Below are 15,834 nucleotides of genomic sequence, written 5' to 3'. Positions count from 1 at the left end.
GCGGCAGTGGCCAGCTCCTCCGAACTGGCGGACAAGGGCAACCACCCCCGAGTCGAACAGCCCACGGCGCCCGAAAGATCGGGTTCACCGGACTCGCTGGAAGAGTGGGATTCGCTCGGCATGGAGGGAAGACGATTCGTCGCCTCGGGACCGTCCTCCGAACAGATTTCCGCGTTCACCGGAAACCCGGCGTTGACGCCGATACGTGCGTATGTGGGTGCAACGGGTTCAGATTCGATCGAGCGCTCTGCGGGCCGCGTCGTGGCCGAGTTGGAACGAACCGGTGCTTTCGACAGGGATTTGATCGCCGTCGCGACGACCACCGGGCGCGGTTGGGTCAACGAGTCCGTCGCGGGCCCAATCGAATACATGTACGGAGGCATCACAGCTATCGCATCCATGCAGTATTCCTTCCTACCCAGCCCCGTAGCGTTTCTCGCAGACCGTGATTCGCCACGGGAGGCAGGGCGCGCCCTGTTCGACCGGGTCTACGACGCGGTACAGGAAATGCCCGAGGAGGCACGGCCGAAGCTGGTCGCATTCGGCGAGAGCCTCGGAGCGTACGGGGGACAGGACGCGTTCGGCGACGCGCGAGACATGGCGGCACGGACGGACGGCGCGCTGTGGGTGGGCAGTCCGAATTTCACCAAGCAATGGACCGATATCACCGCCGATCGCGACGCGGGATCGTCGGAAATACTACCGGTGATCGACGACGGTCGGTACGTCCGATTTGCCGGCAAGCCCGATGATCTGGACCTCGGTACTCCCTGGGCACAGCCCCGCATCGGGTACTGGCAGCACGCGTCCGATCCCATCACCTGGTGGTCGCCGGATCTCGTTCTGCACCAGCCCGATTGGCTGCGCGAACCACGCGGAGTCGACGTCGACCCAGGGGTCCTGTGGTTCCCGTTCGTGACGTTCTGGCAAACCACGTTCGACATGGTGTTCTCCACGGACGCACCGCAGGGACACGGACACAACTACGGCGAGGATGCAGTGGCCCTGTGGGCGGATATCCTGCAGCCGGAAGGATGGACCGACGACGACACGGCACGCCTTACCCAGATCGAGGCCGGCTGAGCCCTGCCCGGGTTTGGTTCACTGCCGGGTTCGATTCACTGCCGGGTTCGATTCACTGCCGGGTTCGATTCACTGCCGGGTTCGATTCACTGCCGGGTTCGATTAGCTGCCGGGTTCGATTAGCTGCGCTGTGGGTATGAGGCCGTGATGGATGACAAGCACACAACCCCGCACACCGAAGACACCGGCAAGGGACCCGACGAGGCCGATAAGGACGTGCAGTCCGATCCTGCCGAGGGCGGGCAGTCCAGCGAGTGGGCGGACGAGGGCGGCGCTACGTCCGCCGGACCCGCAACCGATACCGACTAGCGGCTCAGGTACCGGTCAGCGACTGTTCCGCGCTTCGGAGCAGTCGCAGGTCGCACGATGCGACGACCTTCTCGACGGTGGACCGGCGAGCCAGCCAGTCACCGTCGAGGGTGAATTCCACTCGCAGATCGCCCAGCCAGTCCACGTCGTTGACGATCCCGACCGTTCCAGCGGGCACCCCGCTGCACCAGGTGCGCTTGCCGAGGTCGCGCATTGCCACTACGACGTCGCCTCGACGAATACCGGCGGTCGGCCCTACCGGCCCCTCGCAACTTCTAGATCCCGTTGTACTCATGGTCCCCCCGACCCAGACATTTCGACCCGCTCATTGAACCGCACAGCAGGGCGCGGTTCAAGTTGATTGAGGTCCGCTGACCAGGCTCTATACCGTTTTCACGACGGGTTGACGCGGCGGAACCGACGTGTCGACGGGTTGAGGGCGGGCAAGCGGGCGCCCCACCCGTAATTATCCCGATGCGGTTGACTTTGCTAATTCGGCAATCGTTGTTGCCGATATTCGTACGAGGCGTCACAGTGAACACATGACAACGACACCGGACTACGACGTAATCATCATCGGCGGGGGCGCAGCCGGCCTGTCCTCGGCCGTCACACTGTCCCGAGCGCGCCGACGGGTTCTCGTCGTCGACGCGGGAGCACCACGCAACGCCCCCGCCGCGCACGCGCACAACTACCTCGGACTCGAAGGGATTTCCCCACTCGAACTCCTCGCCAAGGGCCGCCAGGAAGCCGGCTCGTACGGCACGGAGATCCGCGAGGGCACGGTCGTCTCCACCTCGGGCTCGCTGGGCAACTTCACCGTCGGCCTCGCCGACGGCACCCATACTTCCGCTCGACGGCTGCTCGTCACCACCGGCCTCACCGACCAGCTGCCGGATATCCCGGGCGTCCGCGAACGCTGGGGCCTAGAGGTGCTGCACTGCCCGTTCTGCCACGGCTGGGAGGTGCGCGAGCACACCGTCGGCATCGTGGGTAGCGCATTCGGCGCCCACCAGGCCCTGATGTGGCGTCAGTGGGCCGACCGGGTCGTGCTGTTCACCCAGGACTTCGAGCCCACCGACGAGGAATACGAGAAGCTCGCAGCCCGCGGCATCAGCGTCGTAACCGACAAGATCGCCGAACTCGTCGTCGAGAACGACGCGGTCGTGGGAGTCGAGCTGGTCACCGGCACGACGGTCGACGTGCAGGCCGTGGTCGTGCGGCCGCATTTCGCCGCCAATGCTTCCGTCTTGACAGGATTGGGGATCGAGGTGACCGACGTTGCGATGAACGAGATCCCGATGGGATCCGCGGTCGCTGTCGATCAGATGGGCGCCACATCGGTTCCCGGTGTCTACGCCGCGGGCAACGTCGTGTCCATCACGGACAACATCGTCAGTTCGGCCGCGGCCGGTGCGCGAACCGCCGGCGCCGTCAACCAGAGTCTCATCGAGGACGACATCGCCCAGGCCCTGCTGGCCCGCGCCGGGTCCTAGCTCACGCCCGATACGCCTCCGGTCAGCCCTCGAACTGCGCGAGGGCGGCCAGAAGTTCGCGCTCGACGGTGTTCTTGTCGACGCCGAGGCCGGTGAGCACTCCGTTGCCGTTCTCGTGTTCGAGCAACGCCAGCAACAGATGTTCGGTGCCGACGTAGTTGTGGCCCAGGCGTAATGCTTCGCGGAACGTCAGCTCCATGACCTTCTTCGCCGCAGCATCGTAGGGAACGAGCGCGGGCGCGTCGGCCACGGCGACTGGCAGAAGCGGCGCGACGGAATTTCGAACCCCGGCGTCGGTGCGTCCGTCCGAGAGCAGGAATCTTGTTCCGAGCGAATCCTTTTCGCTGAGCAGGCCGAGCACCAGGTGTTCGGGAACGATCTCGGCGTTGCCTGCTGCCTGCGCTTCGTTCTGCGACGCCACGACCACGTTCTTGGCGCGGGGAGTGAAGCGCTTGAAGCCCTGCGCGGCGTCGAGGTCGGGCTCGGCGCCCTTGGGAACGAACCGCTTCTGCGCGGCCTGTTTCGAGACGCCCATGCTGCGGCCGATATCGGTCCACGACGCACCCGAACGGCGCGCTTGGTCCACGAAGTGGCCGATGAGGTGGTCGGCGAGGTCGCCGAGGGCGTCCGCGGCGATCACGGCGTCGGACAATTGCTCGAGTTCGTCGTCGTGGACCTTTTTGATGGCGTCGATGAGGTCGTCGAGGCGAACGGGGACGTTGATTTTCGTTGACTCGGTCATGCGTCAACCATAAGTTGACGACGCGGGTGCGTCAACCCTCGGTTGACGATCTTTGTGCGCTGAGCAATCGCTCAGACCGTGCCGGCCATCATGATCTGCTCGACGGTCTCCATGAACCGCTCCGGTGTCTTCACCTCGGTCGAGGCCGCAATGGTCGTCATCGTCGTCAAAATGGGTTGATCGCGCTGATCGAAAATGTCGTTCTCGACCACCATCAGGTCCGCGCCCGCTGCTCGTCGCGCCGACACGAGCGACACCTCGCAGCTGAGCCTGTCGCCGGCCCGAAGCGGACGATGGAACGTGAAGCGCTGATCCACCTGAAGAATTTGCGGCATCGCGTAACAACTCAGTGCCTCCTCGAACATGCGGCGCTGCGCAACGAAGGCGACGAGGGACATGAACGTGGGCGGGGCGACCAGATTGTCGTGGCCCAGCTCGCGTGCGGCGTCGACATCGAAGTGCGCCGGGTGCCAGTTCTGCACGGCACGCGCGAACTCGGCAACCTTGGCCTTGCCCACCTCGTAGACGTCGTCGATGCGGTAACTCTGGCCGACCATCGCTCGAACCTGGCCGGGCACATCTTCCGACGACTCGCTCATGTCGTCCGATTTTACGCGCTGACCGCACATACCCGCCGCGTGGTGACGCGCACTCGCGGCGCGTTCCTGCAGTAATCTCGCGTGAGGGCGAACTTGACCAGTGGTTCGTGGACAGCTTCACCGGGCACGCAAAGGGGGGCCTTCGATGAACACGAAGGCGCCACCGTTTCAACGAGTGTTGACCGGGGCGCCCAAATTCTTCGGGCTCGCATCGGTGTTGCTGGCCGCGAGCGTGGTGTTCTACGCAGGCAATGCCTCGATCCGATCCGTCGTGCTCGGCACGTTCGCCGTGGGATCCATCGTGGCGATCGGCGTCGGCATCCGCAGGTACAAGCCCGCCGACGCCACCTCGTGGTGGTGCCTGTTCGGCGCGGCGGCACTGTTTCTGATCGGCGTCGGTCTCCGCGGCGACCCGAACATGTATCCCATCGGCCTCACCGCCCTGTCCAACGCCTTCACACTGTCGGGATACGTCCTGATCGCCACCGCGCTCGCCCGGTGGATTCTCGAACGACGGTCACGCGACGACATCACCCCGCTGATCGACGCTGCCCTCATCGCCGTCGGCGCGCTGTTCCTCTCGTGGGTGGTGCTGATTTCGCCTCTGATGGACAGCGAGATCGGTGCCGCTGCGGCCGTGATCAACGGGGTGTACCCGGCGATCGATGCCGGCATCATCACGCTTGTCACCTATTTGCTCGTCTCCGCCGAGAGAACGAACCGCGCACTCCAACTGCTGCTGCTGGCGCTGCTGGCCGTGTTCTTCGGCGACGTCGCGTACGCCTACTACCTCACCCGCTCGGAGCCCCCGTCGGCCGGCTTGCTCGACGGCATCTACCTCATCGCGTACACATCCCTCGCCCTTGCGGCCCTCGATCCCCAGATGGCGTCGATGTCGCAGCGGCGCCGCGCTGCCCCACACCACCGCCGCCGCACCGCGTTCATCGTCGTCATGTTGGCCGTCTGCACGGCCATTCCCGTGCTCGGTACCGCCGTCTCCCGCGTGGACCTCATCGTCCGCTCGGCACTGCTCGCCATCATCTTGATCGGCAGTTTCCTTCGAGGCGAACGCGCAATGAGCCTCATGGAACGCAGCGAGGACGATGCGCGCTATCGCGCCTCCCACGACGCACTCACCGGCCTCCCGAACCGGACGATGCTCGACGACGAATTCTCCCGGCTGGATGCGCAGGACAAGCCCGGCCGCGCCTGCATTCTCTTCGTCGATCTCGACAACTTCAAGATGGTCAACGACTCGTACGGCCACCGCGTCGGCGACGAGATGATCGCTGCAGCCGCCCACCGCATCCGCGCGACGGTCCGCTCGTCCGACACGGTCGTTCGCTACGCGGGCGACGAGTTCATCGTGATCGGCCGGTGCACCCGCCCCGAAGCCGAGGAGCTCGCTCGTTGCCTGATCGAGCGGATCGCGGAACCGTTCGTGCTCAGCGCCGCCGGCGTCTACGTCACCGCATCCATCGGTATCGCCGAGGGGGCGAATCGAACCCAGGACCTCGACGACCTCATCCGCGAAGCCGACACCGCGATGTACCACGCGAAATCACAGGGGGCGTCGCGGTACGAATTCTTCGACGAGTCGCTGCGCGCGGCATCCACCGCAGCCGTCGAAACTGCCACGGCCCTGCGGGGCGCGGTTCGACGCGGCGAACTCGTCGTGCACTACCAGCCGATCGTCATGACGTCGTCCCGCAGCACCGTAGTGTACGAGGCACTCGTGCGCTGGAACCACGGCGGCCGGCTTCGTGGACCCAACGAATTCGTCGGCATCGCCGAGTCCACCGACCTCATCGGCGAAATCGGCGAGGAAGTACTGCGCACAGCGATGAACGACCTCGTCGCGCTGCGGGCGAGCGGACAGACCGTCACGATGTCGGTCAACATCTCACCCGTTCAACTCCGCGACGACTCGCTTCCTGGCATCGTCGCGGCACTGCTCGCCGAAACAGGGTTGAGCGGCGCGGACCTCGCACTCGAAGTCACCGAAACCGCACTGATCAACGACATCGTCGTCGCAAAGGCCGTACTCGACCAGCTCGCTCAGATGGACGTACTCATCGTCCTCGACGACTTCGGCGTCGGCTACTCCTCGCTCAGCCGGCTGCGTGAACTGCCGATCGGTCTGCTCAAGATCGATCGCTCTTTCGTCGCCGAGATCGGCACCACGTCGACGGCGGGATCACTCGTCACCGCCATCGCATCCATGGCCAGAGCACTCCCGGTCTCGATTGTCGCGGAAGGCGTCGAAACCGAAGAGCAAGCACGGGCCATCGAAGCCCTGCACTGCCGCTTCGCGCAGGGCTACCTGTACGGACGCCCTGCGCCGCTGCAACACTGGCTGGAACAGGGCTCCTCCCCAGCGCGCTGAGCATGCGGCTTCGCCGCCCGTGTGCACAAAACGTGGTTGGAACAGCACTTTTCGCGCACGGGTGCGGGAGCGGGAATGCGGGCTGACCGAAGCTGCGAATCTTCGGTTGCGGTCTCGTGCTCGGGTCTAGACTTCTGCCGGTGCGCTCCAACACCTTGATTGTTGCCGTCTGTGCCGTAACGCTGTTTGCGACCGCTGCGTGCGGAAGCTCGGCGAACGACAACGAATCCACTTCCTCCGAATCGGCGTGCTCGGCCACGGTGCCGGAGGCGTCCACGAGTTCGGGCACACCCACGAGTGCCGGCGCGAGCAATCCCGGTGCAGAGACCGATATTTCGACCAACCCGGAGATCGCGACCGGGTATCGCTCGGGAATGCAGCCGGTCTCGACCAAGGACTTCGCGGTGTCGACTGCCAATCCGATCTCGACCGAGGCTGCGTGTGAGGTGCTCCGCGACGGCGGAACGGCGGCAGACGCGCTCGTCGCCGCCCAGACCGTGCTCGGGTTGGTCGAACCCCAGTCGTCCGGCATCGGCGGCGGCGCGTTTCTCCTCTACTACGACGCCGCCTCCGGCGAAGTGCAGGCGTACGACGGTCGGGAGACTGCGCCCGCCGCGGCAACCGGCGACTACCTCCGATTCGTCGACGACGTCAACCGCACTGCGCCACTTCCCGATGCGCGGTCGAGCGGCCGGTCCATCGGAGTTCCCGGTGTGCTCCGGATGCTCGAGCAAGCACACACCGACCACGGAAAGCAGGGGTGGGGCGGTTTGTTCGAGCCTGCTGTTGCGCTCGCCGACAACGGCTTCGAGATCAGCCCGCGCATGGCGCAATCCATCGCCGACTCCGCGCCGAAGCTCGCGCTGGACCCGGCGTCGAAGGACTACTTCCTCGGTCCCGACGGGGCAGGCAAAGCGGCGGGGACCGTCCTGACGAACCCGGCGATGTCCAAGACGTTGTCCGCTGTCGCGACCGACGGCGCCGACGCGTTCTACACCGGGGATATCGCCCAGGCCATCGTCGACGCTGCGGCAGACACCACCGGTGGACGTACTCCGAGCCTGATGACACTCGACGATCTGGCGGGATACGAGCCGAAAACTCGCACCGCGGTGTGCACGCAGTACCGCGACCACGACATCTGCGGGATGCCGGGGCCGTCGTCGGGAGGCATCGCGGTGGCGTCGGCGATGGGCATCCTGTCGAACTTCGATCTCGCACAGTACAAGCCGACCGACATGGACGCCGACGGCGGGACACCCACCGCGGAAGGAGTTCACCTGATCTCCGAAGCCGAACGACTCGCGTACGCGGACAGGGACTTCTACGTCGCCGATCCAGACTTCGTCCCCTTGCCGGGCGGGTCACCGGATGCACTGCTCGATCCGGAGTATCTGTCCGAGCGCGCCGCACTCATCGACCCCGCGCGCAGCATGGGCACCGCGGTCCACGGCGATTTCGGTCCCGTCCAGTTCGCGTCGTCGACCGAGGAAGAGCACGGCACATCGCACGTGTCGATCGTCGACAGTTACGGCAACGCGGCGTCACTCACCACCACGGTGGAGTCGGCGTTCGGATCCTTCCACATGGTCGACGGCTTCCTGCTCAACAACCAGCTCACCGACTTCGCCGCCGAACCGACCGTTCCCGACGGCACGCCCCTCGCCAACCGCGTCGAAGCGAACAAGCGGCCACGCAGCTCGATGGCACCCACCCTGGTGTTCGATCGCAGCGACGACGGAACGCGCGGCGACCTCGAGCTCGTCGCCGGATCGCCGGGCGGCTCGGTCATCATCCAGTTCGTCGTCAAGACGCTTGTCGGCGTGCTGGATTGGGAGATGAACCCACAGCAAGCAGTATCGATGGTCGACTTCGGCGCTGCCAACTCGCCGGCCACCAACTACGGCGGTGAACACCCGCGCGTCTCCGGCCCGGACGACCCGATCGTCCGACAGTTGGAACAGCTGGGTCACCAGGTGTCGGTGAAGGATCAGTCGAGCGGACTGAGCGCACTGCAGCGCACCGAAGACGGCTGGACCGGGGGAGCAGACCCGCGGCGCGAAGGAATCGTGCTGGGTGGGTGAGCGCACACGTCGCTACACGAGGCGATAGCCCATGCCGGTTTCGGTCAATATATGCCGTGGGTGCGAGGGGTCGTCCTCGAGTTTCTGACGAAGCTGACCGACATAGATGCGCAGGTAGTGCGTTTCGCGCTCGTGATGCGGGCCCCACACCGTCTGCAGAATCTCTCGCTGCGACACCAGCTTTCCACGATTACGGGCCAGGAGTTCGAGTACACCCCATTCGGTCCGCGTGAGATGCACGTTCTCACCGCGGCGCGACACCGTCTTCGAAGACAGGTCGACGGCGAACGAATCCGTCGACACCACAGCATCTTCCACCGCCGAAGGTCCACGCCGCAGTGCCGCACGCAGCCGGGCCAGCAGCTCGTCCATGCCAAACGGCTTGGTGACGAAGTCGTCGGCGCCGGCGTCGAGTGCTTCGACGGTGTCGGCAGAATCGGTGCGTGCGGACAGCACGACGATGGGGATGTCCGTCCATCCCCGCAACCCGCTGATCACATCGATGCCGTCGAGGTCGGGTAACCCGAGATCGAGCAGAACGATCTCGGGGTGAAAGTTCGCTGCCAAGCGCAGCGCTTCGGTGCCGGTCGCCGCCGTCGCAACGTCGTACCCGCGGACGTTGAGGTTGATGCGAAGCGCACGCACGATCTGAGGTTCGTCGTCGACGACGAGAATCCTCACCTTCGCCGGCGTCACGACACTGCCTCGGTCGGTGCTGCCTGCAGGTCGATGGTGATGGTCAGTCCGCCGCCCGGTGTGTCGGAGGCGTCGACGCGCCCGCCCATGGCCTCGGTGAAGCCCCGGGCGACGGAAAGCCCCAGTCCGACACCGACGCTGGTGTTGCGGTCGCCGAGTCGTTGGAACGCGTCGAACATCGTCTTCTCTGCGCCCCGGCTGATGCCCGGTCCACTGTCTGCGACGGTGATGGAGGTGCGGTCCCCGATCGTCGTCGCGCCGATGCGGATGTCGCTCCCCGGTGCGTGGCGGACGCTGTTGTCGACCACGTTGGCGAGTACCCGTTCGAGCAGGCCGAAATCGGCGAGCACGACTGCGTCGCCGACGTCGATGTGCACCGTGCCCGGGAGCGCCGCACTGCCGACGAGCGCCCGCTGCACCGCATCTTCGACGTATACCGGGGCCGGCGTCGGACGCACCACCCCGGCTTGCAGGCGCGAGGAGTCGAGGAGATTCCCGACGAGTGCCGTCAGCTGATCGGCAGACTCGTCGATGGTCGCGAGCAGTTCGGCGGTGTCCTCGGGCGAAAACTCGACGTCGGTGCTGCGTAGCGACGACGACGCAGCTTTGACGGCAGCAAGCGGAGTGCGCAGATCGTGGCTGACGGCGGACAGCAGCGCACGCCGCAGGGCGTCGGCCTCGGCGAGCGCGCTGGCGGTGGCGGCTTCCTCTGCAAGTCGTGTCTGCCGCACCAACCCTGCGGCCTGGTTGGTGACGGCCGTGAGCACGCGACGATCGCCTGCCCTGGTCCGCGATCCCGCCAACAGCAGAGCGAAATCGCCGCCGGGCGCGTCGATTCGGGTATCTGCGTCGTCGGAGGTCCGCGGCGGGTTCTCGCCAACCGCCCCGACCGCCTCGCCGGTGGAATTCTCGACGAGAGTCACGGCCCGCTGACCGTAGGTTTCGCGAACCTTGGCGAGCAGCGCATCGAGGTCGGCTCCGCGCAACACCGAGCCGGCGAACAGCGTCAACAATTCGGCTTCCTGCGAGGCTCGCCTGGCCTCTCGGGTGCGGCGTGCTGCGCCGTCGACCAGCGCCGCGACCGCAACCGCGACGACGAGCAGTACCAGCGCGACGACGAAATTCTCCGGCTCGGCGATCGTGAGGCTGTAACGGGGTGTGGTGAAGAAGAAGTTGAGCAGGAACCCGGAAACAAGCGCCGACAGTGCCGCCGGCGCGACCCCGCCGAGGAGTGCGACGCTCAGCACGACGACGAAGAACAGGGCGCTCTCTCCGCTCGAATCGAAATCCGGGCCCAGCAGAAACATCAGCGCCGCCGCCGCGCACGGCACCACCACGGACGCGACCCACGCGGAGATCCGCCGACTACCCGGACCCACCTGCAGCCGCCAAGGCCGGGCCCGCTCGTCGTGAGTCACCATGTGCACGTCGATACTTCCCGAGTCCTGCACCACGGCAGCGCCGATACCCTCGTCGAGAATGCGCGCGGTGCGTGACCGTCGCGACGTGCCGAGCACCAACTGCGTCGCGTTGGCGCCGCGCGCGAATTCGAGGAGCGTGGCGGGAACGTCGTCCCCGACCACGCTGTGCATGCTGGCACCCAGCGTCGCCGCGAGCGTTCGCACCGCACCCATCTGCGGCGCCGACACACCCGCGAGACCGTCGCCGCGAACGACGTGCACCACCATCAACTCTGCGCTGGATCGCGAGGCGATCCGGCTAGCCCGACGCAGCAGCGTCTCCGACTCCGGGCCGCCGGTGACCGCGACGACGACCCGCTCCCGCGCCTCCCACGTCTCGCTGATTCGGTTGTCGCGCCGGTACTTGACGAGTGCTGCGTCGACCTGGTCGGCGATCCACAGCAGTGACAGTTCACGCAGGGCGGTGAGGTTGCCCAACCGAAAGTAGTTGCCGATCGCGGCATCGACCTTGTCGAACGCGTAGATGTTGCCGTGTGTGAGTCTGCGTCGCAATGCTTCCGGGGTGATGTCGACCAGTTCGACCTGGTCGGCATTGCGAACCACGCTGTCGGGCACGGTCTCTCGCTGCGCGACACCCGTGATCTGCTGCACCACGTCCCCGAGCGATTCCATGTGCTGCACGTTGACCGTGGAGATCACGTCGAGGCCCGCGTCGAGGAGCACTTCCACATCCTGCCAACGCTTCTCCCGAGTAGATCCCGGCGTGTTGGTGTGTGCGAGCTCGTCGACGAGCACCACGTCGGGGCGACGCTCGATCACGGCGTCCACGTCGATCTCGGTCCGCACGGTCCCACGGTATGCGATCTCCAGCGTCGCGATCATCTCGATGCCCTCGAGCGCCGCGGCGGTCCGTTCTCGCCCGTGCGTCTCGACGAGAGCGGCCACCACGTCGCAGCCGCGTTCGGCCCGACGATGCGCCTCGTTCAGCATCGCCAGCGTCTTCCCGACGCCCGGTGCCGCGCCCAGATAGATGCGCAGCTCACCACGTGACACTGTCAACCCCTAACCGCTCTCGCAGGACGGCGCAGTCAACCCGAGCGCGACGTTGAGTTCTGGAACGTCGACCCTGGTGACTCCGAGTACACCGTACTGCGGCCCGTCGGTGTACTCGCGCACCAGAGCCTCGACGTCCGCCTCACTGATCCCGTTCACGCGCGCAACCCGTGGGACCTGAACGGCCGCGTATGCGGGGCTGATGTTCGGGTCGACGCCGGATCCGGATCCCGTCACGGCGTCCACCGGGACAGCGCCGGGGTCGATCGCCTCCCGCTGCGCCACCGCAGCACGACGCTGCTCGACGAACGACGCCAGGACCTTACTGCTCGGCCCCTGATTGCTCGGGAGTGCCGCACTCGGATCACCGGGGGCGAACGCGTCGCCGTCGGCCACGGAACCAGTCACGCGGAGGTGGAAGTACGGATCGGGCGCACCCGGCGCCGGCTGCGGATCCACACCGATCAACTCGCTGCCCACGACGCAACCGTCGGCATCGGTCAGCGCCGAACCCTCGGCCGAATGGGTATCGAGCCGGGAGACGGCCCACACGAGAGCCGGATAGCCGATGCCGAGCACCAGGGTGAACGCCGCGAGCACGGCGAAACCGGCCAGCACCTGCCGAAGAAACTTCTGGACGAACCGCATGTCAGCCTATTCCTGGTACGAGTCGGACGAATTGATCGATTGCCCGGATGGCCAGGAACGGCGTCACGACGCCCCCGACTCCGTAGATCAGCAGATTGCGGCGCAGCAACGCCGAAGCCGATGCAGCGCGATAGCGGACACCCTTCAGCGCCAGCGGTATCAACCCGATGATGACCACCGCGTTGAAGATGACCGCGGACGCAATGGCCGACTCCGGCGTCGCGAGTCCCATGATGTTGAGCGCTCCGAGTTGCGGATACAGCGGCGTGAACATGGCCGGCAGGATCGCGAAGTACTTCGCGAGGTCGTTGGCCAACGAGAACGTCGTCAGGGCGCCGCGAGTGATGAGCAACTGCTTGCCGATCTCGACGATCTCGATCAGCTTCGTCGGGTCGGAGTCGAGGTCCACCATGTTGCCCGCCTCCTTCGCCGCGGACGTTCCGGTGTTCATCGCGACGCCCACGTCGGCCTGAGCCAGTGCGGGCGCGTCGTTGGTGCCGTCTCCGGTCATCGCGACGAGTCGGCCGCCGTCCTGCTCCTTGCGGATGAGGGCAAGTTTGTCCTCCGGGGTCGCTTCGGCGAGGTAGTCGTCGACACCGGCCTCGGCGGCGATGGCTTTCGCGGTGAGGGGATTGTCGCCGGTGACCATGACCGTTTTGATGCCCATCGCCCGCAGTTGTGCGAACCGCTCCGCGATGTTCGGTTTCACCACGTCCGAGAGTTCGACGACGCCCAGAATCCTCGCCGACTGCGCGTCGGCGGAGGCGACCACCAGGGGTGTGCCTCCCGCCTGGGCGATGTCGGTGACCGTGCCGGCGACTGCGACGGCCTCGAGACCGCCGTTTTCCCGGACCCACGCGGCAACCTGGTCGGCAGCGCCCTTACGGATCCTGCTTTCGGGCAAATCGATTCCGCTCATCCGCGTCTGCGCGGTGAACGCCACGAACTCACCGTTCTCGGCGGCCCGATCGAGACCGCGGAAGTCGCGTTCCACCAATTCGACGATGCTGCGGCCCTCGGGGGTGCCGTCGGCGAGCGAGGACAGCAGCGCGGCCCGCGCCAAGTCTTCCGCGTCGACGCCCGGCGCAGGGTGAAGTCCCGTCGCACGGCGATTGCCGAACGTGATGGTGCCTGTCTTGTCCATCAGCAACGTGTCGATGTCGCCTGCAGCCTCGACGGCTCGGCCGGACATGGCGAGCACGTTGCGTTGCACCAACCGGTCCATTCCGGCGATGCCGATGGCCGAGAGCAATGCGCCGATCGTGGTGGGGATGAGGCACACGAGCAGGGCAATCAACCGAATCGGGTTCTGTTCGGCGCCTGCGTAACTGCTCATCGGACCGATCGCGACGACAGCCAGCAGGAAGATGATCGTCAACGACGCCAACAAAATGTTCAGCGCGATCTCGTTCGGCGTCTTCTGTCTCGACGCACCCTCGACCAGACCGATCATCCGATCGACGAACGTCTCGCCCTGCGCCGCCGTGATCTGCACGACGATCTCGTCGGAAAGCACCGTCGTGCCGCCTGTGACCGCGGAGCGGTCGCCGCCCGACTCACGCACCACCGGCGCCGATTCCCCGGTGATCGCGGACTCGTCGACACTCGCGATGCCTTCGACGACGTCACCATCACCGGGAATGGTCTCCCCGGCACGAACGACGACGACGTCGCCGACCTTCAGTTCGGTGGCCATCACGTCGGCGATAGAACCGTCGGTGAAACGCTGCCGAGCAGGGCTGTCCTGCTTGACCTTCCGTAAACTGGCGGCCTGCGCCTTACCTCTGCCCTCTGCGATGGACTCGGCGAAATTGGCGAACAGGACGGTGAACCACAACCAACCCGCGATGGACATCGCGAACACGGTGGGGTCCATCACCGCAAGTACCGTCGTGACGATCGATCCCAGGAACACCACGAACATGACCGGATTTCGGGCCAGATGCCGGGGGTCGAGCTTGCGGAATGCGCCGACTATCGACTCGGCAAACCTGAAGTTCACTGCAGTCCCTCTGCTATCGGGCCCAGCGCAAGCGCGGGGAAGAAGGTGAGCGCCGCGACGAGTACCGCTGTGCCGACGAGCAATCCGCCGAACAGTGGCCCGTTGGTGGGCAACGTACCCGCGTCGGACGCAGTACGTTTCGTGGTGACGAGCGAGCCTGCGAGGGCGAGCACGAAAACGATCGGGAGAAAGCGTCCGAACAGCATGGCCACGCCGAGCGCTGTCTGGAACCAGTCGCTCGTGACGGTGAGACCGCCGAAAGCACTTCCGTTGTTGTTGGCCGCCGACGCGAAAGCGTAGAGCACTTCGCTGAACCCGTGCGCCGACCCCGGGCTTCCCGGATCACCGGAATTGCCCTGGAAGGACGCGGTCGAGTCGAGAAGTACGGTGACCGACGTCCCGATGAGTACCAGGGCAGGCATCACCAGCACCGACAACGCGGCCATGGTGATCTCTCGGCGTCCCAGCTTCTTGCCGAGGAACTCCGGCGTACGGCCGACCAACAGCCCACCGACGAACACGGCGATGATCGCGAGAACGAGCAGCCCGTAGAGTCCGGATCCCACACCGCCGGGCGCTATCTCGCCGAACAGCATGTTCAGCAGCATCACACCACCGCCGAGCGGTGACATGCTGTCGTGCGCCGAGTTGACCGCACCCGTGGACGTGCCCGTGGTGGACACCGCGAACAGGGCCGAGCCGGGGATTCCGAACCGGACCTCCTTACCTTCCAGCATCGCTCCCGCGGCAACCGCGGCGACACCTCTCGAGCCCGATTCCGCTGCGAGAGTGACAGCAAGGAGGCTGCCCCACAGTGTCGCCATGACCGCGAGTAGCGTCATCCCCTGCTTGCGGTTGCCGACCATCGTTCCGAACGTTCTCGTGAGGCACACCGGAATGGCGAGCAGCGCAATGATCTGAACGATGTTCGACAGCGGCGTCGGGTTCTCGAACGGGTGCGCCGAGTTGGCAGCGAGAATGCCGCCTCCGTTGGTGCCGAGCACCTTGATGGCTTCCTGAGATGCGACGGGCGCGAGCGCGTTGGTGGCGCCGCTACCGTCGAGGCCAGAGGAGGTGAATCCGGACGAGAAAGACTGTATTACTCCCTGTGACAACAGGATCAGGGCGATGACGAACGACAGCGGCAGGAGGATGCGGATCGTGCCCCGGGTGAGGTCGACCCAGAAATTGCCGAGTTCGCCGCCTGCACGCACTCGGACGAAACCGCGAACCAGTGCAATCACCACCGACATGCCGACGGCCGCCGACAGGAAGTTCTGCACGGCAAGGCCCAGCGGCTGAGTCAGATTCGACA

At 65.8% G+C, this 15,834-nt stretch carries 13 protein-coding genes; 5 read left to right on the top strand and 8 right to left on the bottom strand.

Translation table 11 applies throughout. The features are described from left to right. Positions 1 to 6: 6 nt before the first annotated feature. On the top strand, positions 7 to 1,083 hold the full coding sequence (locus tag WBQ44_RS02700) for an alpha/beta-hydrolase family protein (RefSeq protein WP_495565197.1): 1,077 nt from the start codon (positions 7 to 9) through the stop codon (positions 1,081 to 1,083). Between the two features lie 147 nt (positions 1,084 to 1,230). Further along, entirely contained in the window at positions 1,231 to 1,392 is a 162-nt protein-coding gene (locus WBQ44_RS02695; RefSeq protein WP_495565196.1) for a hypothetical protein, read from the top strand. A gap of 4 nt (positions 1,393 to 1,396) precedes the next feature. On the opposite strand, the gene WBQ44_RS02690 is transcribed toward WBQ44_RS02695, so the two are convergent. Then, a complete protein-coding gene (locus WBQ44_RS02690) occupies positions 1,397 to 1,606 on the bottom strand; it encodes a hypothetical protein (RefSeq protein ID WP_495565223.1) in 210 nt (69 codons plus the stop codon). A 328-nt stretch (positions 1,607 to 1,934) separates the two neighbouring features. On the opposite strand from WBQ44_RS02690, the gene WBQ44_RS02685 reads away from it, so the two are divergent. Next, the gene (locus tag WBQ44_RS02685) at positions 1,935 to 2,888 is read left to right on the top strand and encodes an NAD(P)/FAD-dependent oxidoreductase (RefSeq protein ID WP_495565195.1); all 954 of its coding nucleotides are present in this window, start codon (positions 1,935 to 1,937) and stop codon (positions 2,886 to 2,888) included. 22 nt (positions 2,889 to 2,910) lie between these two features. Here WBQ44_RS02685 and WBQ44_RS02680 read toward each other — a convergent pair whose 3' ends face one another. Beyond that, positions 2,911 to 3,630, bottom strand: a complete 720-nt coding sequence (locus WBQ44_RS02680) for a Clp protease N-terminal domain-containing protein (protein WP_495565194.1) — start codon at positions 3,628 to 3,630, stop codon at positions 2,911 to 2,913. Between the two features lie 71 nt (positions 3,631 to 3,701). Further along, positions 3,702 to 4,229 carry a (3R)-hydroxyacyl-ACP dehydratase subunit HadA gene (gene hadA, locus WBQ44_RS02675; protein WP_495565193.1) on the bottom strand — a complete coding sequence of 176 codons (528 nt, stop codon included), beginning with the start codon at positions 4,227 to 4,229 and terminating at the stop codon, positions 3,702 to 3,704. Positions 4,230 to 4,374: 145 nt separating this feature from the next. On the opposite strand from hadA, the gene WBQ44_RS02670 reads away from it, so the two are divergent. Together WBQ44_RS02670 and ggt are read left to right on the top strand one after the other, a co-directional pair. Next, entirely contained in the window at positions 4,375 to 6,615 is a 2,241-nt protein-coding gene (locus tag WBQ44_RS02670) for a putative bifunctional diguanylate cyclase/phosphodiesterase (protein WP_495565192.1), read from the top strand. Between the two features lie 140 nt (positions 6,616 to 6,755). Continuing rightward, positions 6,756 to 8,699 carry a gamma-glutamyltransferase gene (ggt, locus tag WBQ44_RS02665; RefSeq protein ID WP_495565191.1) on the top strand — a complete coding sequence of 648 codons (1,944 nt, stop codon included), beginning with the start codon at positions 6,756 to 6,758 and terminating at the stop codon, positions 8,697 to 8,699. A 12-nt stretch (positions 8,700 to 8,711) separates the two neighbouring features. On the opposite strand, the gene WBQ44_RS02660 is transcribed toward ggt, so the two are convergent. The 5 genes from WBQ44_RS02660 to kdpA all read right to left on the bottom strand — a co-directional run. After that, positions 8,712 to 9,395, bottom strand: coding sequence for a response regulator (locus WBQ44_RS02660; protein ID WP_495565190.1), 684 nt, complete (start codon positions 9,393 to 9,395; stop codon positions 8,712 to 8,714). Further along, entirely contained in the window at positions 9,392 to 11,875 is a 2,484-nt protein-coding gene (locus tag WBQ44_RS02655; RefSeq protein WP_495565189.1) for a sensor histidine kinase, read from the bottom strand. The genes WBQ44_RS02660 and WBQ44_RS02655 overlap by 4 nt, the downstream gene beginning before the upstream one ends. A 3-nt stretch (positions 11,876 to 11,878) precedes the next feature. Continuing rightward, on the bottom strand, positions 11,879 to 12,517 hold the full coding sequence (locus tag WBQ44_RS02650) for a potassium-transporting ATPase subunit C (RefSeq protein WP_495565188.1): 639 nt from the start codon (positions 12,515 to 12,517) through the stop codon (positions 11,879 to 11,881). A 1-nt stretch (position 12,518) separates the two neighbouring features. Then, complete coding sequence (gene kdpB, locus WBQ44_RS02645; RefSeq protein WP_495565187.1) at positions 12,519 to 14,519, bottom strand: potassium-transporting ATPase subunit KdpB; 2,001 nt, start codon at positions 14,517 to 14,519, stop codon at positions 12,519 to 12,521. After that, positions 14,516 to 15,834, bottom strand: a 1,319-nt coding sequence (kdpA, locus tag WBQ44_RS02640; RefSeq protein ID WP_495565186.1) for a potassium-transporting ATPase subunit KdpA, incomplete at its 5' end; no start/stop codon positions are given. The genes kdpB and kdpA, both read right to left, overlap by 4 nt.

Source organism: Rhodococcus sp. (in: high G+C Gram-positive bacteria), from assembly GCF_049591685.1.
Lineage (GTDB): Bacteria > Actinomycetota > Actinomycetes > Mycobacteriales > Mycobacteriaceae > Rhodococcoides.
This window is presented reverse-complemented; position numbering and strand designations above follow the sequence as displayed.